Source organism: Pseudomonas sp. TE50-2, assembly GCF_040813665.1.
Taxonomy (GTDB): Bacteria; Pseudomonadota; Gammaproteobacteria; order Pseudomonadales; family Pseudomonadaceae; genus Aquipseudomonas; species Aquipseudomonas soli.
The window spans coordinates 853160-872275 of record NZ_JBFNXN010000001.1; the positions used below are offsets into that span (position 1 = coordinate 853160).

Here is a 19116-nt window from a genome sequence, read left to right on the forward strand (position 1 = left end):
CGGCTGTCCATTGCAGCAAGAGTGCCCTCGATGGACTACGCCGATGCCCGACTGCCCGTTGCCTGCCGCCCTGCATTATGTCGATGACAGCCAGCCCGGCCTGACCCGCCGGCGCTGGCGCGACCGCTTCCACTATTTCGACGCCGGCAACCAGCGGGTGCGCGATAAAGATACCCTGGCACGCATCGCCGCCCTGGTGATCCCGCCGGCGTACACCGACGTGTGGATCTGCGCCGACCCGCAAGGGCACCTGCAGGCCACCGGGCGCGACGCCCGAGGGCGCAAGCAGTACCGCTACCACACGCAATGGCGCGAGCTGCGCGACCAGCACAAGTACGCACGCATGCTGGCCTTCGCCGAGGTGCTGCCGAGGCTGCGCAAGCAACTGGATACGCACCTGGCCTGCCCCGGGCTTGGCCGGGAGAAGGTCATGGCGCTGGTGATCAGCCTGCTCGACACCACGCTGATCCGCATCGGCAACCGCCAGTACCTGCGCGACAACCGCTCCTACGGGCTGACCACCCTCGATACCCGCCATGTGCAGGTCAAGGGCAGCCGTATCCGCTTCCAGTTCCGCGGCAAGCGCGGCATCGAACACAACGTCACCCTGACCGACCGGCGCCTGGCCGGCCTGGTCAAGCGCTGCATGGAACTGCCCGGCCAGGCCTTGTTCCAGTACCTGGACGAACAGGGGCAACGCCATGGCATCGGCTCGACCGAGGTCAACCAGTTCCTCCAGCAGCTGACCGGCGCCGACTTCACCGCCAAGGACTACCGCACCTGGGCCGGCAGCAGCCTGGCGCTGAGCCTGCTCAGGCCGCAGGCCTGGGAGCCCGACAGCGAGGCGCGCCGGCAGGTCGCCGCCATCGTCCGCCAGGTGGCGACGCGCCTGGGCAACACACCGGCGGTGTGCCGACGCTGCTACATCCATCCCGCTGTGCTCGAGCACTTCCACCTTGGCCGGCTTTCGGCATTGCCCCGTGCACGTCCGCGCAAGGGCCTGGAAACCGAGGAAGTGGCATTGCTGCGTTTCCTGCAGATGCTGGAGCGCCAAGACGATCATTGACGGTCACTATTTACTTCATCGAGCAGAGAAATTTCCCATATGGCGCCAAGCACCCTATCCTTGCCACCGAGCACCTTGCCGTGGGGTTGCCCCGCAGCCCTGCCGGCGCCTGCAACTAAAGATCGACAACAGAATTTGTCTGTCGGGGAATTACTATCCGCCGAAAGCGTCTTTAATGAGAAGGAAGAGGGACAGGCTCCCACCGCAGAGCACCTGGCTCGGCGGTTTTCTACATCACCAAGGAGAACTACATGCTGATACTCACCCGCAAGGTTGGCGAAAGCATCGTCATCGACGATGACATCAAAGTCACCATTCTGGGCGTCAAGGGGATGCAAGTGAGGATCGGTATCGATGCACCGAAAGATGTCCAGGTGCACCGTGAAGAGATCTACAAGCGGATCCAGGCCGGCAGCCCCGCGCCCGAAAAAAGCAACGACGAGTAACCCGCAAGCCAACCGCATCATGCCGCACGGATGCGCCTGATCGATTGCCCGCCCATGCGGGGAGCCTCTCCTGAACCTCAGGTGCCCAGCAATTCGCGCACCGTGGCGATCATCCGGTCCATGTCGAATGGCTTGTCGAACACCGCCGCGAACTTCCCGGGGCAGGCCCGGCCCTGGCTGGCCTGGGCGCCGCTCATGAGAATGACCGGCAGGTCCGCCAGTTGCAGCTCTTCGCGTATGGCCTGCAGCAGTTCCTCGCCGTTGAGCACCGGCATCATGTAGTCGGTGATCACCAGGTCCACGCGCTTTTCCTTCAAGGCCTCCAGGGCCTTGCGCCCGTTGCTCGCCTTTTCAACCAGGTAGCCTTCGTCCTCCAGGGCAAAACCGAGGATATCGGCAATCAGGTACTCGTCGTCGACGATCAGGATGCTGTTCATCCCATCAGCGATCTCCCGGCGGTGTCGCCGAGCCACTGAGCACGCCACTGGCACCGTCGAACGCCCGCGCCAGGCTGATGCCATGAGGCCCCAGATTCAGTGCCTGCAAAGCAGGGTCGTGGTCGCTGTCGCGCACCTTGATCACCGACAGGGCACGGTGCAGTTGCGCGTCGAGCTCGGCGAAGCGCATCAGTATCAGGTTGTCGACGATGCTCGACAGGTCGGGGGCCGGCGCGGTGATTTCCGAGCCGAAGATGTCACGCATCTCCCAGGTCAGCAGCACCGTCACGCCACGGGCGCGCAGCTCACCGGTCAGCGCGCGGAAGAAGGCATTCAGGCGGGCAGGCTCCAGTGCCAGGCGGCCGAAGGCTCCAAGGCTGTCGATTACCACGCGCCTGGCACCGAGCGCCTCGACCTGCGCCAACAGCTGGGCGCCGAGTTGGTCCAGCAGGCCTTCGGTGGTCGATTGCCAAATCAGTTGCACGCTGCCTTCACGCTCGAGTGGCGGCAGGTCGAAGCCCAGCGCGCAAGCCTTCAAGCGCAACCGCGCCGGCGTCTCGTAGAAACCGAAGTGCAGGCCCGGCGCAGCCTTGGTCGAAGCGGCCAGGAACGCGATGCCCAGCGCTGTCTTGCCCACGCCCGATGGCCCCATCAGCAGGGTCACCGACGCCTCGGCCAGTCCGCCGCCGAGCATGGTATCGAGGTCGGCAACACCCGTGGCGACCCGGCTCAGGGTTTGCGCCCCTGCCTGGCTGGGGCGACTGTACAGCGACTCCAGGCGCGGGTAGACCTGCAACCCCGCCTCCGTGATCAGGCATTCGTGGCGCCCGGACAACGCGCCGCTGCCACGCGTCTTGCGCAACTGGACATGGCGCACCGCCGTGCTGCCAACCAGGTGCTCGCCAAGTTCGATAACGCCATCGACCATGGTGTGCTCGGGGCTCCCCTCGTCCAGCCGCGCACTGGTCAGCAGCAGCAGCGTGCAGCCGGCGAACGCCGCATGCCCCTGCAGTTCAGAGACGAATTTCTTGGTGTCGAGGCTGGTTTCCGCCCTGGAGCGGGCGTTGAGCAGCCCGTCGACGATCAGCAGGGTGGCCTGCTGCCGGGCAATTTCCTGGCGCAACAGCCTGACCACCGCGTCCAGGCCGTCCTGCTCGAGGGTGTCGAATGCGCTGACGAACTGGATGGTGTCGCCCACCAGCGCCGCGTCGAAGAAGCTCAGGGTCGACAGGTACTGGAACAACCGTTCATGGGACTCACTGAGCAAGGTCGCCACCAGGACCCGCCCACCCTCACGCACATGGTTGCACGCCAGCTGGTTGGCCAGGATGGTCTTGCCCGAGCCGGGATGCCCCTGAACGATATAAGAGGCGCCGACCACCAGCCCACCCTTGAGCAGCGCATCGAGCCCCTCGATGCCCGTGGCCAGTCGCTTCAGTTGCTCTACCATGGCTGTCTATCCGTCGGTCGAAAGCGAATCGGGGCCCGTCCGGGCTGGCAGGTACAAGCTCATGCAGGTGCCCTCGCCAAGCCGGCTGGACACCTCGATCATGCCATTGCTCTGCCGGGCGAAGCCATAGGCCTGACTCAGGCCAAGGCCAGTGCCCTTGCCGAAGGCCTTGGTGGTGAAGAATGGCTCGAAGATCCGAGGCAGCACCTGCGGGTCGATGCCCTGGCCGTCATCACGTACATCGAAGCGCACGAACTGCCCGTACAACCCATCCACCTCCCCGGACAACTGCACACTTTCGACCACCAGACGGATCTGCCCGGTGGCGGCAATCGCGTCGCGGGCGTTGAACACCAGGTTCAGCAAGACCATCTGCAACTGCCCAGCGTCCACCTCGATCAGCGGCAAGTCAGGCTGTACCTGGGGTAGCAATTCGATTTCCCGGGGCAATGCGTGCTCCGCCAGCCCACAAATGATATCGATCGCTTCCGCCGGCACGATGCGCGTGATGCTCAGTTGCCGATGCCGGGCAAAGCTGAGCAGTTGCTGAGTCAGCTGGGTGCCGCGCTGGCCGGCATCGAGAATATGCTCGAGCAAGCGCCTCACGCGCGCCGGATCCTGGCTGCTGCTGGCCAGCCGCGCAGAGCTGAGGATGATGGTCAGCAGGTTGTTGAAGTCATGGGCCAGGCCCCCAGTGAGTTGTCCCAGGGCCTCGAGCTTTTGCGCCTGGAACAGTTGCGCACGCATGGCATCGAGCTGCAGGGCCGACTCGCGGCGATCAGTGATATCGCGGGTGACCTTGGCCAGGCCGATGATCTCGCCTTGTGCGTCGCGGATCACATCCAGCGCCGCCAGCGCCCAGAACTGCGTGCCGTCCTTGCGCACGCGCCAGCCTTCGTCCTGTGCCTTGCCTTCCTCGAGTGCCTGGCGCAACAAGCGTTGCGGGCGGCCGTCGGCACAATCCTGGGCGGTGAAGAACAGCGAGAAATGCTGGCCGATGATCTCATCGGCATCGTAGCCCTTGATCCGCTGCGCGCCAGCGTTCCAGGACACCACATGGCCGGTTGGGTCGAGCATATAGATGGCGTAGTCCACCACCGCCTGGACCAACTGCTCGTAGCGTGCCTCTGGCATCACCGAATGGGTGGGGCGGTCTGTCGAAACCATGCGAGCTCCACAAGCACCGCGAAAGGACATATTGAGCGTAGTCAAAAGTCCAGCCTGCACCGCACCTTATACGACGATCGTCAGCGCTCGCGCTCCTCTACGGTCGGCACCAGCTTGCGCGGCATCGCCACCTTGAGCAGCCACACCCCCACCAGCAGGATCAGCGCTGCGCCTGCAAAGGCGAGCAAGCGCCTGGGCTGCGCAGCCTCCTGCTCGAAGCCGAGCATCAGCAGGTAACCACCCAGGCTGATGAAGCCCGCATACAGGAACGCCGCCAGCAGGCAGACCAGCAGGAACAGCAGACGCCAGAACAACTTCGGGCGGATACGCCGCGATGCGTCCGGACCAGGGGGAAGCGATGACATGGCAACAGGCCTGGTTGGATCCAATGCGCGACAGTGGCGCAATGGCAGCATCCTGTCAATTGAACTATAGTGCCCGCGCCCCGGATCCCACAGGAACCATCATGACCTCCAACCTTCGCATGCAAGGGCTGCAGGACGACCTGATGCGCACCGCCAGCGAACTCGATGAACTGAGCCAGGCGCTGGACGGCCATGTCCGTTACCTGCGTCATTCGATTCATCAAGCCGATGCGCACGCCATGGGTGGGCACGTCGATGACCTGCGCCATAGCGCCTGTGAGATGCGCGATATCGCGCGTGCTATCGAACCTTGAACCTTAGGATGGTTGACGCTTCTATAACGATGGGTTATAAAGCGCGCCTGATTGCCTGGGCCTTGCTACCATGAAGCGCGCCAGCAATCGTGCGAGTGTGGTGGAATTGGTATACACAGCAGACTTAAAATCTGTCGGCGTGAGCCTTGCGGGTTCGAGTCCCGCCACTCGCACCATCTTCTGTCGATGAAGGCGCCCTTGCGGCGCCTTTTTCGTACCCGCCGGAAATCCGCCGCGCAGCTGCTAGAGTGGAACCTGTCCCTGTTCACTGGAGCGCCGCCATGCGCTATAGCCTGCTCGACGGTCAACGCGACTTCATTCTGCTACTCGCCCGCATCCTGCTGATGATCCTGTTCGTGCTCTCCGGCTGGAGCAAGCTGACCGGGTTCGAAGGCACGGTCGGCTACATGACCTCCCTGGGCGCCCCCGCCCCGATGCTGGCTGCGGCCATCGCCGTGATCATGGAGCTGCTGGTCGGCATCCTGTTGATCCTGGGGTTCTACACCCGCCCGCTGGCCTTGCTGTTCGCCCTGTTCGTGCTCGGCACCGCGCTGATCGGGCATCCGTTCTGGAACATGGTCGAACCCGAGCGCAGCGCCAACATGACCCAGTTCCTGAAGAACCTCAGCATTATTGGCGGCTTGCTGCTGCTGGCTGTCAGCGGTGCTGGGCGGTTCTCCCTCGACCGCCGCTGAGCACCCGCGCCGACGTCAGTCGTCGCAGTCGTCGTGCCAGGCCGGGTGGTCCTCTTCGTCATCGAAGTCGTCGAGTGACTCTTCGTCCTCCTCGACTTCGTCAAGAGCCCCGTAGGCATCCGCCTCGGGGTCGTAGCCCTCGTGGAATTCTGGGTCGAGCAGATGGTCGTGCTCAGGTTCGTGCAGATCGTCTTCGTCGTGCATCACGGGCTCCGGTAACAAAGGCAGGCCTGTATAGGCGTATCGGCGCATGGGGTCAATCCTCATGGCAGTTAACCCCGGCTTAACCGACCAGGCGCACAGTGCAGGCTCTCCCTTCAAAAACGTTCTTTGCCCGCCGCCCTGGCGGGCTTTTTTTGCCCGGCCCTCCCCCGCGCCATTGAACCGCTCGCCTTTTCATCGCTCGCATGGGTGCAGGATCTTTTTCATCAAGGAGCTTTCCCCATGGCGGTGAACATCGACCAACTGATCATTACTACCCCGGTGCCCAAATCCGCTACCAACCCTGTGGCTCTGGAGGTCACCGGCGCCCAGGCCCTCGCCAGCCTGCCCCTGGTTGTAAGCCGGCTGAGCAGTGGCGCAGTGCGCATGACCGCGCCGACCAGGGGCGCGTCGAGCAAGAGTACCCATCGAACCCGCTGCGAGTGGAAGGAAGCCACCTATTGGGCCATGAGCAGCGCCAGCCGACATTTCAGCCACCAGCGCATGGTGCTGGAGCAGGTCAACTCGGCGCAGAAGGTGGTGATCGCGCAACTGCATGTGAAAGACGACGACAGCCCGGCGATCAAAGTGTTCTGGAACAAGGGCAAGATCACCCTCGGCTTTCGCCGGGACTTCAACCAGGCGACGCCGGCCAACAGCACCCTCCTCGTCGATGTGCCTCTAGGCACACCCTTCGACATTACCCTCGAAGTCACTGCGGCCAGGGCCGCGACGGTGACCGCTGCCTGCAACGGCCGCAGCGGCGACTCAGGGCTGCTGCAAATGACCTCGGGCTGGAAGGACCACACCTTCAACTTCCATGGTGGCGTCTACAACCAGGTGGACTTCAGCGATGACACCCCGTCCACGGACGCGTCTGTCTGCGTGATCAGCCAGCTGGAGCTGCTGCACCGTTAGATGCTCGGGAGCCGTTGCCGGGGAACGTTCGCCGGACTTATGAAAAACTCAGTAACGTTTACTGCACGATTACCCGGGTGGCCTTCACGAAATTCTGACAAACGCCTAGGCAGACTGACCTGGCTTCGATACGTTCTGTTCAACCCGCCTGATTGGCGGGTTTTCTTTTTTGTGCTCCCCGCTTACGCGAAAGCAGCGCCAATTGACAACATTTTCACGTCTGCCGTGCCAAGGTGATGACTCATCCGTGAAACACTTGGCCCGCCCTCCCCAGCGGGCCTTTTCTTTGCCCACGGTTTTAGTCGAAGGCGCCATTGAGCACTTCGTAGATCACGCCCGTGGCCACCGCAACCAGGATCAGGTCCACACCCGCCTGCATCCATTCATAACCGTCATAACGCGGCAGCTGGCCCAGCAACCGGCCATCGAGCTTCTTGGCGATGCCTGGGGGCAATGGCTTGCCACGCGCCAGGTTCTTCTGGATGCCGGGAGGCAATGCAGGCCCCGGGCTCCAGTAGTCGCGGTGCCCACCCAGGATGCCGAGCACATCGCCACGGTCGATCACGGGACCGCCATGACCGCCATCGTGCTTACCCGCCCCTTGGTTGCCGTGGTTCTGCTGGGATTGCCCCTTGCCGTGCCCCTTGCCATTACCCGGGTCGGCGAAGGATATGCAGGGTGCCAGTACCAGTGCGATGGATGTCAGTGTGGCAATGACTGTGCGGCGTTTGCTCATTGCAGCTTGCCTCTGAAGATTGGGCTCTGTGCAATCCTAGACCATGACAATGACATGGGGCTTCGCCATGAGCCTGCTTGAGCAATCAGGCCTATCGGCACCACGGCGGGCGCGCATATTACCGTTGCGACTTGGTAAAGTGACATCCAGCCGGTATTGAAGGACCACAGGTCAAAGGAACGACATGCTGAAACTGCTCACCGACATAGCCTTCCTGTGCGCGGGGCTATTGCTACTGATCGCCCTCTTCTGGGCATGCACCTATGAACGCAATCGCTGGCGCGCAGCCTTCGAAGCAGACTTCACGACCAAGCTGGGTAACCTGGGTATCGACGGCTATGAACTGGTGGTCGACAAAGTCACGTTGCCGACCCCCATAGAGCTGCCGATGTGTACCGGATCTTCCACGATCTGCAAGGCAACTATTTTCTTTACATCAAGAACGGCTACGCAGCGGGAGCACTCAAGCCCTTGACCAGCGAGCGGGCGCTGCAGGCCGCGAAAATGAGTGGATATCCCTGCAAAGGTCCGCAGGTCTAGAAGGCGCTGGCTGTCCTGCAAAATCTGGCAACACTTGCCGGCCACCCCGTCGATGAAACTCAATGGGATCGATGCTGTCCCATTGCCATCGGTTACCGCCGAGGCCGTCCGATAGCGCTCACAGACGTGGCAAGGTCCACGTCGCGAAGCGATCCTGAAACGGCCTCGATATCCCGGTTTACCGGTGCGCGCATCCCACCTGTCGCGGATGCCGCCCCATTTTTCAAGGCTGAAAGAGCGAACCATGAAACAGAACATTCTCCTCGTTGCCGTCTGCGCCGCCCTGCTCCAGGCATGTGCCCCGGCTTCCACCTCCCATGAAGGGACGCCTTCCATGCCCACCACTGCCGCATCCAGCGCACCCCAGCCCAAACTCTCGGCCTACTACTGGAACCTGGTAGCGGCGAACGATGCGTCGGGCAAGCCCATCACTGCCATGGCCCCTGGCATCGAAGGCAAACTGCGGTTGAACTTCGCCGAACGTAACCTGAACATCAATGGCGGCTGCAACAACCAGTTCGGCGGCTATTCCTACCAGGACGGCGTACTGAAGGTGCAATCACTGGCCTCGACCCTCAAGGCCTGCGACAAGCCCCTGATGGAACTGGACGCCCAGGTCGGGCGCCTGTTCAAGGGCGACCTGCGTACCACCCTCTCCGACGATGCCGGGGAGCTGGTGCTGCAACTGACCACCCAGGACGGCTCGGTGCTGAAATTCCAGGGTGAAGCCACCCCGGAAACCCGCTATGGCAGCAAGGGCGAGATCAAGTTCCTGGAAGTGGCCGCCAAGACCGTCAAGTGCAGCCATCCACTGATCCCCAACTACCAGTGCCTGCAAGTGCGCGAGCGTCGCTATGACGACGCCGGCCTGCAGCTGGCGACCCAGGACAGCTGGCACCCGCTGTACCAGTCCATCGAGGGCTTCGAGCACCGTGACGGCGTGCGCACCGTGCTGCGCGTGAAGCAATACGAATGGAAGAACCCGCCGGCCGACGCCTCGTCGCAGGTCTATGTGCTGGACCTGGTGGTCGAGCAGGACGCTTCGGGCAAGTAATTGCCAGTCGGCGCAGGCCGCCCTGCGGCGGCCTGTGCCTGGAACCGACGGCGACCGTGAAACGGCTCAGGTAAGCGCCGCGTTGACCTGCGCACTGTCGACGTATTGCTCCATGCTGACGATCTTGCCGTTGTTCAGCCGGTACAGATGGGCAAAGGTAGCGGTCATCGCCTTCCCGGTCTTGCGATAGGTGCCCGAATAGACGCCAAAGGCGGCAACCCGGTCGTGCTCGGCCACATAGGTATGCACCTTGGCCTGGTAGCCATCCCATTCGCTGGCCAGGCGATGAAACACACCCTCCATGATCGCCTGGGGGCCGACATAGGTACCGGCATACGGGAAGCCGGCCGCCTCGGTCCAGATCACATCCGCAGCCAGCGCCGCCAGCAGATTCCGGCCATTCTGTTCGGCTGAGCCTTCGTACGAGGCTCGGATAATGTCCAGGTTGCTCCTGCTCATGGTTTTACCCCCACATTCAGCTCGCGAATGAAGGCCTGAGGATCCGAAAAGATAGCGCTGGCAGGTAATAACTGCATGGCGTCGTCCGATTGTTGCAGAACGAATGTCGGCACGCCTTGACCGCCCACGCGACGCAACAAGGCACGCCCCTGCCCCACACGATCATCGTTGGCCTGCAGCAAGGCCGAATCCGGACGCGTCAGCCGCTGCGCGGCAGCATCCAGGCCGAGGTCCGCCAGCACTGCTGTCAACGTCTCCAGTCGAGTCACGTCCAGGCCATCGACATAGCGCGCCGCCTGAATCGCCTTGAGCGCTTCGAACTCGTGCTCTGGCGAAGTCAGGTTCACTGCGCTGAGCGCCAGGGTAGACGGACCACTGTCGAACGCCTGGAGACGGTCGGCGAGTACCTGGTCGCGATAGCGTTCAGTGAAGGTTTGCCCGGTCAGGCGCTCGATACGCTGGTCGTTGCTCCAGGCGTAGGCGGCAAAGTCATCATCCATGGCGCGAGCACCGCTGCCGGAAAACAGCCCCGTCGGTATCAGGCGCAACGCAAGGCCCGTGGATTCGAGAACCTGAGGCAGCGGTCCCCCTGCACCGTAGCACCAGCCGCACAGTGGATCGTAGAGGTAAACCAGGGTCTTGTTCATAGTGACGCGCCTTGAATGGAATGCCTCGAATCTTATAGCGCGCGAATTGACATTTAAACGCATACAAAATAAACACACTGTATGTTATTGGCATACATAAAGGGTAAATCAATGACCGGCGCTTCCAGCCTGAACAGGCTTGCGTACTTCACCGCGGTGGTCGAAACCGGCTCCTTCACCGCCGCTGCCGAGCGCCTCGGCATCACCAAGGCCGTGGTCAGCCAGCAGGTGGCGCGACTGGAAAGCGACTGTCGCACCACACTGCTGGTTCGCAGCACGCGGAAAGTCCGCACCACCGAGGCGGGCCAGCAGTTCTATCACCGCTGTGCCTTGATCCTCAAAGAGGCTGAAGAGGCTTTCGAAGAATTGTCCGAAGCGGCCAGCGAGCCGACGGGCACCTTACGCCTGACCGCCCCTTTCGATTACGGTATCGGAGTCGTGGTACCGGCCATCACCGCATTCTCGCAGCGATATCCGCAGTGCAAGGTCGAGGCACACTTCAGCGACCAGACCCTGGATCTGGGCGCCAACGATCTGGACCTTTCCATTCGCGTTGGCTGGATTACCGAGCAACATCTGCAGGCCCGGCGAATCGGCGAGTTTGCGCAACGGTTGGTGGCCGGCCCTCAGTGGCAAGCGCGAGTGGACAAACTGCAAGCCCCAACGGAGCTGGCCGAGTTGCCAATCGTGGCGAACCTGGCGTTGCGAGAACCGACCCGTTGGCTATTTGCCAAGGGGGCCTCGCAGCGCGAAACAGTGGAGATGAAAGCCAGCCTGTCGCTCAACGCCACCTTGGCAGTGCGCGAAGCCACGCTGCTCGGGGCCGGGCTATCGGTCCTTCCGGACTATGTGGCGGAACCTGACCTGCAAGCAGGCCGGCTGATCGAAGTGCTGCCGCAATGGTCGCTGCCCCGAGGCGAGATTCATGCGGTCTTTCCAACGGCCCGCTTTCGCCCGGTCAAGGTGCGTGCATTCATCGAGCTTCTGGCAAGCCGCCTGGCTTAGGGTCTGTACGGAGTGTGTCTGTGTGAAGGCCAGACAAGGCAAAACGGGGGGAGGAAGCGCAGTGTACTGGAGTACATGAGCATTGCGAGCCACGTTTCAACGCAGTATGGGCAAGTGCAGATACATTTCGTACAGAGCCTAATTAGACGGCGCAGACCATCAGCTCAACGAGCAATTCACAAGCATTAAAAAACCGCAGACCTGGATCTGCGGGTTTTGAATGGTGGAGACCGAGACCGGAATCCAACCGACGTAGACGGACTTTGCTTTTAATGGCTCGAAGAGATCAAGTTTTCAAAGAGTCTGCGAAGGTGCCTTTCCAGGTTGCTCAAGGCTGGAATCGCGTGGCGCACGCGTGGCATAGCCATGTGCGGCGCCATTCTTCCAGCTTGTCGTACTGCGCAACGTTGAACTTCCAGTGGCGCACGAATCCGATCACACCGATGGTGGCGAGCGTGGCTCCGATGAAGAACCTGGTCCAATCGACACCCCAGTAAGTGTTAATCAGCTTGAGACCATCGTAGAGGATGATGATACCTACTCCGGTCATGATCACAGGACCCAACAGGCGTTTGCCCGGGGGCGGACCTACGCTAGCAGCCAAATCGGTCTGATGCCGACCAGTCGTTTCGACCGTGACTGGACCATAGCTGGAGTTGGTCTGGTGAGTTGCTTGAATGCGAGTGGTACCAGCAGCGTGAATCACGGATAGCAGCTGGACATTTTGGCCTTGGCAATGCGGGCAGCAGATGGCGTTGTTGCTCACCACGTAATCATTCCTTTGAGGGGTGAAAAGCGGCCATTCTAAGGCAATTGCATACAGCAGGGCACTCAAAAAAGGGATCACCGAGCGCGTTTACCGTCGCGTCGGCGCAATCGCCACCCTGGCTGTGGCGAGCCTGAATCAGAAATGAAAAAGCCCAGCGCGACGGCTGGGCTCTATTACGCAAGGAGGTAGAAGATCATGGAGTCCAGTAAGCAATCTTGCCGGCTGCACCAACAGCTACAAAATTGCCGTTGCCGTAGGCGACGCTCCGGATATCGGTTCCTGCGAAAGTGTTGGCTTGCTGAACCCAGCCGATCCCATCTTCGGAAACGGCTGTCTTGCCGCCGTCGCCGACAGCTACATACTTGCCATTACCGTAAGCAATGTCGCGGATGATGGTTCCACCGAAACTGGTATCTTCAACAGCAGTCCAGGTAAGCCCATCGGATGAATATGCCATCTTGCCATCCGCACCAACGATAAACATTTTCCCGTTGCAAAGCTTCATGGAAAGGATGGTGCTAGTGCCGAAGGTGCTGGTTCTGGTCGCGAATGATTGCGGATTACCCGTTGGCATCTTCACAGCGCTAAGCAGCTTCCCATTCGATCCCGCAATCAACACAAAAACGCCAATGACGTTGACGCAGTACACAGTCTCGCTAGAAGTGAAGGTCGTAGTGCGCTCCACCGTGCCTGACCAATCCTCATAACGGGAAAAGACTTTACCGTTAGACCCAACCAGTATCCAGGTCGCGATGTCGCCGTAAATTGGCTGATAATACACAATGCCTTGCAAGTCTACATACGCGCGAACAGTTGCCGTAAGGTCTGTCCAATCCCTTAGAGGGCGTGCTGTGCTGCCGTAGAGCACATTGCCGGATTGAGAAAGGGCTTGAAGCGATGTCCCAATACCGTTCCAGTACACCTCGTTGAGGACCTTTCCGCTATCAGAGGTAACGGCGCCCTTAAGCTTGGTCCACGCTGTACCAGTTGCGTCTCCAGTGACAAGCTGAGTGGTTGTGGGAAGACCGTTGCCACCAGCCGCATAAAACTTGCCTTCCGCAAAAACCACGCGCCTAAGCATGCCGGTGTTCTCCACCGGGTCTACTTGAGTCCAAAGATCTTGCAAGGTTTGAGACGCCGAGTTTGCGTTATCCATTTTAAACTCCGTTACTGAGCTGATTTAAGTTCAGGCCTCTGTATTGGGCGTATGGCGCTCATGGGCGATGGTTCGAGACTCGAGGTCTTCTGGCGAAGATCAGGGGTGACGAGGTTTCACCAACCTCAGACCTGTCGCTGATGTGGGAAATTATGCCACACGAGCACTGTATATTCAACCAGTATTTTGAAGTTTTTATTCAGTGAACTTCGGCGCATCCACCGCGTTTGAGTGGATTCGCTGGTCGACATGCTCCGGTGATGCCCGGCTTTGTGGGACGCGAAATTTCCTTCGGTGTCCCAAATTTGTCCCAAATAGGACGTCCCTGTAGTGGTCAACTCATCCCGGACACGGTTTTGAGTTTTTCTTCAGCTTTTGCCGGAGCCAGTCCATCGTTGAATTGATGGGGTCGGATCCAGTTGTAGTGGCTCATCAGATACTGGCTAATGTCTCGTTGAGCTTGCTGCCCGGTCAGGTAGCCCGTGGTCGGTATCCATTCTGATTTCAAGCTGCGAAATACTCGCTCCATCGGCGCATTATCCCAGCAGTTGCCTCGGCGGCTCATGCTCTGGCGCATGCGGTAGCGCCACAGTCTCTGGCGGAACTGACGGCTGCCATATTGCGATCCCTGGTCGGAGTGGAACAGCAGCCCTTGAGGCTTTCCGCGTTGTTCGTAAGCCACGTCCAGCGCTTTGACCACGAGGTCTGCGTCCGGTTTTTCTGATAAGGCCCAGCCCACCACTCTGCGTGCATAGAGATCCAGGACAACTGCCAGATAGTGCCATTTGCCCTGCGCCCAAACGTAAGTGATGTCGCCACACCAGACCTGATTTGGCGCTTCGACATCAAATGCTCGGTTCAAGATGTTCGGAATATCTGGCCGCTCCACTGTGGCCTTTTTGTACGCATGTGATCCTGGCTGCTTGCTGACCAACGCCAGTTCAAGCGGCTTCGCGCTTGAACTCAGGGGTAAAGGTACGACGTTGCTTGGTCATCAGACACCTCTCTGTGGCGAGCATTCTCGCCTAAATGGGTGTCCGGGGTTAGTAGACCACTACATGAGGATCACAGGCCTTGGTAGGCCGCACAATGCGCCCTCCAAGATCATCTGACGTCGCGTCCCACCGCCGTACACCACTCGAAGAGCAGCGATCGCGACCGACAGGCCAGCGGCATACAACTGGGGTTGGTGGGCCAACACCCAGACGAGCACAGCGGCCCACAGGCCAGGATCCTTCTCAGGCATTTTGGGCATCTCGGTTCCTCCCGTTTCTGGGAGCAGACATGAAAAAGCCCAGCGCGATGGCTGGGCTTTCGTAATGTGGGTTAGCAGGCGTCTCGCTGCATTCACAGCAATTCACGCTGCTATGAAAACACAACTATTCCGCGCGGAAAAGCGGCATAATGCGTTTCTGCCAAACCGAGACGGACATCGAGGGACGGTATTTAACCATTGGAGTGGCAATGAGCGAAAAAGAAGCCCAACAAGAAAACAATGTGACTGACTTCCCTTCTGGAGAAACAAGCAAGTCAAGTAGCGCAGCTCAACCTCAAGCAGCTCAAGAGCTGAATGCTGATGCGAAAGAGGAAGCATTTCAGTTAATGATGCGAGAGTACCGAGAGAAACAAAAAATTGATGAGGAGTATCAATTAAGGCGGACAGATAGACTCCGAAGATCAATGTATACCACCCTGACCATCTTCGCTGCGCTCATGATATTGTTATTTTTATCAATAAAAAACCCGTCGATCTACGGCATTGACGCAACCACGCTCACGATAGTCAATCAAGCGTTAAATGCGTTGATTTTGTTGTTCGTTCCTTTCTTGCTAGGAATGATAGGCGCGGCAGCGAGAATAATGATCGCAACGGTGAATCCCGAGCAAAAGGGCAATCTACTGATTTCCTCTGGACTGATGGCTACATTTTCTTGGATCGGCATTAAAAGCGGAGTTTTGATCTCGATCATAGCTCCTCACCTAGAAAAATCCAACATATCCACCGAGCAACTTACCGGCTCAGACCACAACTTTTATACAATGGCTCTAGTTGCTGTTCTGGTGGGTATGTTCTCAACAAACCTCTATCTGCTTGTGGCAGAGAAAGTCGAACAAATCACCCGCCAAAATAAAAACAATGGCGCAGACTAGAATCCGTCAAGGAGCGCACCTAATGCTGCCGACCGAAAGTCGGCAGCATCGTTAACTAGCAGGCCTCCTGGATTCTGCTCAAGTAGCAATCAATCCAAGCAGTACCGGCCCTAGCTAGCTCGCGGGCTTTCCCTTCGCTAATTCCATAATGCTTACCTACCCGGGCCATGGGCCACTTCGCGCCATAATAGAGCCAAATAATATCGCCCATCTGCTGATCTCGCTTACAGAGCCTAGCCAAAGCTGCGTCTACAGCACCTGCAAGTTCGTCAGTAATGCTATAGGGCTTGGTGACAGCAGGCATTACATCTCGCATTACTGCCAACATCGGGCGCCGCGATGAACGACGCCAGCCTTTTATGCGGAGGCCCCATCGGAGCTGAAGGACGCGATGGATCTAGCCTATTTGACGGGCCAGCGGCCGTCGGACGTGCTGTCCATGCGGAAGGATGACATGCAAGGGGGGTATTTGCTGGTAAGCCAAGGCAAAACCGGCAAGCGACTGCGGATCGTGCTTGAAACGGACGAGGTGAAGAACAGCCTGGGCCTGCTGCTCGACCGGATCATGCGAAGCACAAGCCGGCACCTCTCGCCGTTCTTCATCCTGAACGAGCACGGGAAGCGCATGAGCTGGGGGATGCTTCGCAACCGATGGGCCGAAGCAAGAGAGGCAGCCAGAGTGAACGCTGAACTGGAGAAGAAGCCCGACCTGGCCAACCGGATAGCGCAGTTCCAGTTCAGGGGCATCCGACCAAAGGCGGCGTCGGAGATCAACGATCTGAGCGATGCAAGTGTGCTGTTGGGCCACTCGAAAGAGGGAATCACCGAGCGCGTTTATCGTCGAGTCGGAGCGATCGCCAAGCCTTCAAAAGGCTGAAGTTTCGGAACTCCATGCCTTTTGTTTCGGAACTCTTGGCGATTCTTGCGCACAAAGAAAAACCCCGCAGACCTTAATCTGCGGGGTTTCGAATGGTGGAGGCCGAGGTCGGAATCGAACCGGCGTAGACGGATTTGCAATCCGGAGCATAACCACTTTGCTACTCGGCCTCAAAGTCGGAGTCAGCTTTCGCTATCTCCTTGAAACCGCTGGGCTTTTTCAAGTCAGCTGCGTTTCGATGGAGGCCATTATGTCGGCATTCGATGGACCTTGCAACCCCCTTGAAGAAAAAAATCTTCAAGGGGTTCAAGGTGTTAGCGCAGACGCCCGAGTTTGCTCCACAAGCCAACCAGGGTGTTCTCCACTGCCCCGCTGGCAGCCACGCCGATGCGCTCCTGCAGGCTCTTGCGCTCTGCGAAGCGCAGGTGGAACACGTTGGCCTCACGGGCGCTGCGGCTCAGGTATTCGTCGCTGGTGCCCAGCTCGTCGACCAGCTGGCGATTGAGCGCGGCGATGCCGAGCCAGACCTCGCCGGTCGCCACTTCGTCTATATGAAGCTGCGGGCGGTAGCGGGCGACGAAATCCTTGAACAGCTGGTGGGTGATGTCCAGGTCTTCCTGGAATTTCTCCCGGCCCTTGTCGGTGTTCTCGCCGAACACGGTCAGGGTGCGCTTGTATTCGCCAGCGGTCAGCACTTCGAAATCGATGTCATGCTTCTTCAACAGACGATTGAGGTTGGGCATCTGCGCCACCACGCCAATCGAACCGAGCACGGCAAACGGCGCGCTGACGATTTTCTCGCCAATGCACGCCATCATGTAACCGCCGCTGGCGGCGACCTTGTCGATACAGATGGTCAGCGGGATGCCGGCCTCACGGATGCGCGCGAGCTGCGAGGCCGCCAAGCCATAGCTGTGCACCATGCCACCGCCGCTCTCCAGGCGCAGCACCACCTCGTCACGCGGGGTGGCCAGGGTCAGCAGCGCGGTGATCTCGTTGCGCAGGCTCTCGGTGGCCGAGGCCTTGATGTCGCCGTCGAAATCGAGGACGAACACCCGGCGCTTGTCCTCAGGCTTTTTCTTCTGCTGTTTTTCCGTCTTGGCCTGCTGCTTGCGCACAGCCTTGAGCTGGGCCTTGTCGAGCAGGCCCGACTCCAGGCGCTCGCGCAGCTCCTTGTAGAACTCGTTGAGGCGGGTGACCTGCAGTTGCCCGCCCGGCTTGCGCCGCCCTTTGCCACGCAGGCCGGCGATGGCCGACAGCACCACCAGGATGGCGATCACCAGGGTGGCGGTTTTGGCGAGAAAGCTTGCGTATTCGGCAAGAAACTCCACATTGACTCCTTGATAAACCAGCGCCGCAAGGGCGCGAACTGGATGCAAGCATACCGGGGCGCCAGAGCCGCTGCCAGCGGGTGAAAATGCTGGCAACACAGTTCAAACGACCTTTTCAAACGCTTGTATGTTTTTTCGTTGACAGCCCGCCTGGGGCAACCTAACCTCGCAGCAACCTCCAACCGGGCCGGACTTCAACGTGGGCAATCTCTACCTGATCCGACATGGCCAAGCCTCCTTTGGTGCCGCCGACTACGACGTGCTGTCGCCCGTGGGCGAACGTCAGAGCCAGGCGCTGGGTGAACACCTCGCCCAACTGGGCCTGCGCCTGGACCGCTGTGTGGCCGGTACCTTGCGTCGCCAGCAGGACACCGCCCGCCTGGCCCTGGACGCACTGCATGCCCATGGCAACCCGGTGCCGGCCATTGAGACCGACGCGGCCTTCAACGAGTTCGACGCCGATGGCGTGATCCGCACCCTGCTCCCGCGCCTGCTGCCTGAAGAGCCTGAAGCCCTGCATGTACTGCGCAACGGTGCCCAGCACCGCAGCGAGTTCCAGCGCCTGTTCGCCCTGATGGTGCAGCGCTGGCACGACGGCGACCACGATCACGACGACCGCCTGGAAACCTGGCAGTCTTTCACCGGCCGGGTCGGCGACGGCCTGGAGCGCCTGCTCGACAGCGCCGCCAGCGGCGACAACATCGCCCTGTTCACCTCCGGCGGCACCATCGCCGCCCTGCTCCACCTGGTAAGCGGAATCACGCCGGCTCAGGCATTCACCCTGAACTGGCAGATTATCAACACGTCGCTCAGCCACCTGAAGTTCCGTGGCCGCGACGTCACCCTGGCTTCCTTCAACAGCCAAGCCCATGTGCGGCTGTTGCGGTTGCCGGAGCTCGTCACCTACCGATGAGCCCGGTCTGTTGTGTCCTTGCGGACGCGAATATCACTTAACAAGGAATACACCATGAGCGATGTAGCTAAAGCCGTCGAGGCGATGAAGGCAAAATTCAACCCTGCAGCTGCCGCCGGCCTGGACCTGGTGTTCGGCTTCAACATCACCGACGAAGACAAGCACTACGCCCTGCTGGTCAAGGACGGCACCTGCGAGATCCAGGAAGGCGAGAACGCCGACGCCAACTGCACCCTGGTAATGGACAGCGAAACCCTCAAGGGCATCGTCAGCGGTGACACCGACGGCATGCAGGCCTTCATGGGCGGCAAGCTGCGCGTCGAAGGCGACATGATGCTGTCGATGAAGCTCAGCGAGCTGTTCCCGGCCTGATTGGCGCGGTAGATCGCCAATGAAAAAGACCGAAGCCTGATGCGCTT

General features: G+C 60.0%; 23 protein-coding genes, 2 tRNA genes and 3 pseudogenes. 13 read left to right on the plus strand and 15 right to left on the minus strand.

The features are described 5' to 3' along the window. Positions 1-43: 43 nt before the first annotated feature. Entirely contained in the window at positions 44-1066 is a 1023-nt protein-coding gene (locus tag AAHK21_RS03850) for a DNA topoisomerase IB (RefSeq protein WP_367856483.1), read from the plus strand. Positions 1067-1317: 251 nt separating this feature from the next. Beyond that, positions 1318-1512 (plus strand): carbon storage regulator CsrA, encoded by a 195-nt coding sequence (csrA, locus tag AAHK21_RS03855; protein WP_023628788.1) that lies wholly within the window; start codon positions 1318-1320, stop codon positions 1510-1512. A 77-nt stretch (positions 1513-1589) separates the two neighbouring features. Here csrA and AAHK21_RS03860 read toward each other — a convergent pair whose 3' ends face one another. The 4 genes from AAHK21_RS03860 to AAHK21_RS03875 form a co-directional block, all read right to left on the minus strand. After that, a complete protein-coding gene (locus AAHK21_RS03860; protein WP_046856207.1) occupies positions 1590-1949 on the minus strand; it encodes a response regulator in 360 nt (119 codons plus the stop codon). A gap of 4 nt (positions 1950-1953) precedes the next feature. Further along, positions 1954-3399, minus strand: coding sequence for an ATPase domain-containing protein (locus AAHK21_RS03865; protein ID WP_367856484.1), 1446 nt, complete (start codon positions 3397-3399; stop codon positions 1954-1956). A 6-nt stretch (positions 3400-3405) separates the two neighbouring features. Continuing rightward, complete coding sequence (locus AAHK21_RS03870) at positions 3406-4566, minus strand: nitrogen regulation protein NR(II) (protein ID WP_367856485.1); 1161 nt, start codon at positions 4564-4566, stop codon at positions 3406-3408. Positions 4567-4646: 80 nt separating this feature from the next. Beyond that, positions 4647-4931 carry a hypothetical protein gene (locus AAHK21_RS03875; protein ID WP_367856486.1) on the minus strand — a complete coding sequence of 95 codons (285 nt, stop codon included), beginning with the start codon at positions 4929-4931 and terminating at the stop codon, positions 4647-4649. Between the two features lie 101 nt (positions 4932-5032). Here AAHK21_RS03875 and AAHK21_RS03880 point away from each other — a divergent pair, with 101 nt between their 5' ends. From AAHK21_RS03880 to AAHK21_RS03890, 3 genes are all read left to right on the plus strand, one after another. Then, entirely contained in the window at positions 5033-5245 is a 213-nt protein-coding gene (locus AAHK21_RS03880) for a hypothetical protein (protein ID WP_367856487.1), read from the plus strand. 91 nt (positions 5246-5336) lie between these two features. Beyond that, positions 5337-5421 (plus strand) — tRNA-Leu (locus tag AAHK21_RS03885). A 105-nt stretch (positions 5422-5526) separates the two neighbouring features. Next, on the plus strand, positions 5527-5940 hold the full coding sequence (locus AAHK21_RS03890) for a DoxX family protein (RefSeq protein ID WP_102683315.1): 414 nt from the start codon (positions 5527-5529) through the stop codon (positions 5938-5940). 15 nt (positions 5941-5955) lie between these two features. On the opposite strand, the gene AAHK21_RS03895 is transcribed toward AAHK21_RS03890, so the two are convergent. After that, positions 5956-6144, minus strand: a complete 189-nt coding sequence (locus AAHK21_RS03895; RefSeq protein WP_046857840.1) for a hypothetical protein — start codon at positions 6142-6144, stop codon at positions 5956-5958. 240 nt (positions 6145-6384) lie between these two features. Between AAHK21_RS03895 and AAHK21_RS03900 the strand changes: the two genes are divergently transcribed. Next, the gene (locus tag AAHK21_RS03900) at positions 6385-7059 is read left to right on the plus strand and encodes a polysaccharide lyase family 7 protein (protein ID WP_367856488.1); all 675 of its coding nucleotides are present in this window, start codon (positions 6385-6387) and stop codon (positions 7057-7059) included. 298 nt (positions 7060-7357) lie between these two features. On the opposite strand, the gene AAHK21_RS03905 is transcribed toward AAHK21_RS03900, so the two are convergent. After that, complete coding sequence (locus AAHK21_RS03905) at positions 7358-7795, minus strand: anti-virulence regulator CigR family protein (protein ID WP_046856214.1); 438 nt, start codon at positions 7793-7795, stop codon at positions 7358-7360. Positions 7796-7979: 184 nt separating this feature from the next. On the opposite strand from AAHK21_RS03905, the gene AAHK21_RS03910 reads away from it, so the two are divergent. After that, positions 7980-8270, plus strand: a complete 291-nt coding sequence (locus AAHK21_RS03910) for a hypothetical protein (RefSeq protein WP_367856489.1) — start codon at positions 7980-7982, stop codon at positions 8268-8270. A 399-nt stretch (positions 8271-8669) separates the two neighbouring features. Then, on the plus strand, positions 8670-9389 hold the full coding sequence (locus AAHK21_RS03915; protein WP_367856490.1) for a DUF4377 domain-containing protein: 720 nt from the start codon (positions 8670-8672) through the stop codon (positions 9387-9389). Between the two features lie 66 nt (positions 9390-9455). Here AAHK21_RS03915 and AAHK21_RS03920 read toward each other — a convergent pair whose 3' ends face one another. Next, positions 9456-9848, minus strand: a complete 393-nt coding sequence (locus AAHK21_RS03920; RefSeq protein ID WP_367856491.1) for a nuclear transport factor 2 family protein — start codon at positions 9846-9848, stop codon at positions 9456-9458. Then, positions 9845-10495, minus strand: coding sequence for a DsbA family protein (locus AAHK21_RS03925; RefSeq protein ID WP_367856492.1), 651 nt, complete (start codon positions 10493-10495; stop codon positions 9845-9847). Before AAHK21_RS03925 ends, AAHK21_RS03920 begins: the two co-directional genes overlap by 4 nt. A 111-nt stretch (positions 10496-10606) precedes the next feature. Between AAHK21_RS03925 and AAHK21_RS03930 the strand changes: the two genes are divergently transcribed. Beyond that, positions 10607-11500: a LysR family transcriptional regulator gene (locus AAHK21_RS03930; RefSeq protein WP_367856493.1), complete on the plus strand. Its 894-nt coding sequence runs from the start codon at positions 10607-10609 to the stop codon at positions 11498-11500. Between the two features lie 328 nt (positions 11501-11828). On the opposite strand, the gene AAHK21_RS03935 is transcribed toward AAHK21_RS03930, so the two are convergent. The 4 genes and pseudogenes from AAHK21_RS03935 to AAHK21_RS03950 all read right to left on the minus strand — a co-directional run. Next, positions 11829-12266: a hypothetical protein gene (locus tag AAHK21_RS03935; RefSeq protein WP_156177633.1), complete on the minus strand. Its 438-nt coding sequence runs from the start codon at positions 12264-12266 to the stop codon at positions 11829-11831. Positions 12267-12462: 196 nt separating this feature from the next. Further along, on the minus strand, positions 12463-13425 hold the full coding sequence (locus tag AAHK21_RS03940) for a hypothetical protein (RefSeq protein ID WP_367856494.1): 963 nt from the start codon (positions 13423-13425) through the stop codon (positions 12463-12465). A 334-nt stretch (positions 13426-13759) separates the two neighbouring features. Then, positions 13760-14368: pseudogene (locus AAHK21_RS03945) on the minus strand (IS3 family transposase); the annotation flags it as partial. A gap of 135 nt (positions 14369-14503) precedes the next feature. After that, positions 14504-14680: pseudogene (locus AAHK21_RS03950) on the minus strand (phage holin family protein); the annotation flags it as partial. Positions 14681-14889: 209 nt separating this feature from the next. Here AAHK21_RS03950 and AAHK21_RS03955 point away from each other — a divergent pair. Beyond that, positions 14890-15576, plus strand: coding sequence for a hypothetical protein (locus AAHK21_RS03955; RefSeq protein ID WP_367856495.1), 687 nt, complete (start codon positions 14890-14892; stop codon positions 15574-15576). 55 nt (positions 15577-15631) lie between these two features. Here the strand turns inward: AAHK21_RS03955 and AAHK21_RS03960 are convergent, their stop codons facing one another. After that, entirely contained in the window at positions 15632-15973 is a 342-nt protein-coding gene (locus AAHK21_RS03960; RefSeq protein WP_367858945.1) for an antitermination protein Q, read from the minus strand. Between AAHK21_RS03960 and AAHK21_RS03965 the strand changes: the two are divergent. Continuing rightward, positions 15941-16453: pseudogene (locus AAHK21_RS03965) on the plus strand (tyrosine-type recombinase/integrase); the annotation flags it as partial. The gene AAHK21_RS03960 and the pseudogene AAHK21_RS03965 overlap by 33 nt on opposite strands. 96 nt (positions 16454-16549) lie before the next feature. Here the strand turns inward: AAHK21_RS03965 and AAHK21_RS03970 are convergent. Further along, positions 16550-16623 (minus strand) — tRNA-Cys (locus tag AAHK21_RS03970). Positions 16624-16767: 144 nt separating this feature from the next. Continuing rightward, positions 16768-17784, minus strand: coding sequence for a protease SohB (gene sohB, locus AAHK21_RS03975; protein WP_367856496.1), 1017 nt, complete (start codon positions 17782-17784; stop codon positions 16768-16770). 199 nt (positions 17785-17983) lie between these two features. Here sohB and AAHK21_RS03980 point away from each other — a divergent pair, with 199 nt between their 5' ends. Both AAHK21_RS03980 and AAHK21_RS03985 read left to right on the plus strand, forming a co-directional pair. Continuing rightward, positions 17984-18697 (plus strand): histidine phosphatase family protein, encoded by a 714-nt coding sequence (locus AAHK21_RS03980; protein ID WP_367856497.1) that lies wholly within the window; start codon positions 17984-17986, stop codon positions 18695-18697. 54 nt (positions 18698-18751) lie between these two features. Then, the gene (locus AAHK21_RS03985) at positions 18752-19069 is read left to right on the plus strand and encodes an SCP2 sterol-binding domain-containing protein (RefSeq protein ID WP_023630010.1); all 318 of its coding nucleotides are present in this window, start codon (positions 18752-18754) and stop codon (positions 19067-19069) included. The last annotated feature ends 47 nt before the right edge of the window (positions 19070-19116 follow it).

Coding starts and splice junctions, on each gene's coding strand:
- AAHK21_RS03865 (WP_367856484.1), bottom strand. CDS start 3,399: ATGGTAGAGCAACTGAAGCGACTGGCCACGGGCATCGAGGGGCTCGAT.
- AAHK21_RS03905 (WP_046856214.1), bottom strand. CDS start 7,795: ATGAGCAAACGCCGCACAGTCATTGCCACACTGACATCCATCGCACTG.
- AAHK21_RS03890 (WP_102683315.1), top strand. CDS start 5,527: ATGCGCTATAGCCTGCTCGACGGTCAACGCGACTTCATTCTGCTACTC.
- AAHK21_RS03930 (WP_367856493.1), top strand. CDS start 10,607: ATGACCGGCGCTTCCAGCCTGAACAGGCTTGCGTACTTCACCGCGGTG.
- AAHK21_RS03880 (WP_367856487.1), top strand. CDS start 5,033: ATGACCTCCAACCTTCGCATGCAAGGGCTGCAGGACGACCTGATGCGC.
- AAHK21_RS03875 (WP_367856486.1), bottom strand. CDS start 4,931: ATGTCATCGCTTCCCCCTGGTCCGGACGCATCGCGGCGTATCCGCCCG.
- AAHK21_RS03985 (WP_023630010.1), top strand. CDS start 18,752: ATGAGCGATGTAGCTAAAGCCGTCGAGGCGATGAAGGCAAAATTCAAC.
- AAHK21_RS03850 (WP_367856483.1), top strand. CDS start 44: ATGCCCGACTGCCCGTTGCCTGCCGCCCTGCATTATGTCGATGACAGC.
- AAHK21_RS03860 (WP_046856207.1), bottom strand. CDS start 1,949: ATGAACAGCATCCTGATCGTCGACGACGAGTACCTGATTGCCGATATC.
- AAHK21_RS03900 (WP_367856488.1), top strand. CDS start 6,385: ATGGCGGTGAACATCGACCAACTGATCATTACTACCCCGGTGCCCAAA.
- AAHK21_RS03915 (WP_367856490.1), top strand. CDS start 8,670: ATGCCCACCACTGCCGCATCCAGCGCACCCCAGCCCAAACTCTCGGCC.
- AAHK21_RS03895 (WP_046857840.1), bottom strand. CDS start 6,144: ATGCACGACGAAGACGATCTGCACGAACCTGAGCACGACCATCTGCTC.
- AAHK21_RS03955 (WP_367856495.1), top strand. CDS start 14,890: ATGAGCGAAAAAGAAGCCCAACAAGAAAACAATGTGACTGACTTCCCT.
- AAHK21_RS03870 (WP_367856485.1), bottom strand. CDS start 4,566: ATGGTTTCGACAGACCGCCCCACCCATTCGGTGATGCCAGAGGCACGC.
- AAHK21_RS03925 (WP_367856492.1), bottom strand. CDS start 10,495: ATGAACAAGACCCTGGTTTACCTCTACGATCCACTGTGCGGCTGGTGC.
- AAHK21_RS03910 (WP_367856489.1), top strand. CDS start 7,980: ATGCTGAAACTGCTCACCGACATAGCCTTCCTGTGCGCGGGGCTATTG.
- AAHK21_RS03920 (WP_367856491.1), bottom strand. CDS start 9,848: ATGAGCAGGAGCAACCTGGACATTATCCGAGCCTCGTACGAAGGCTCA.
- AAHK21_RS03940 (WP_367856494.1), bottom strand. CDS start 13,425: ATGGATAACGCAAACTCGGCGTCTCAAACCTTGCAAGATCTTTGGACT.
- csrA (WP_023628788.1), top strand. CDS start 1,318: ATGCTGATACTCACCCGCAAGGTTGGCGAAAGCATCGTCATCGACGAT.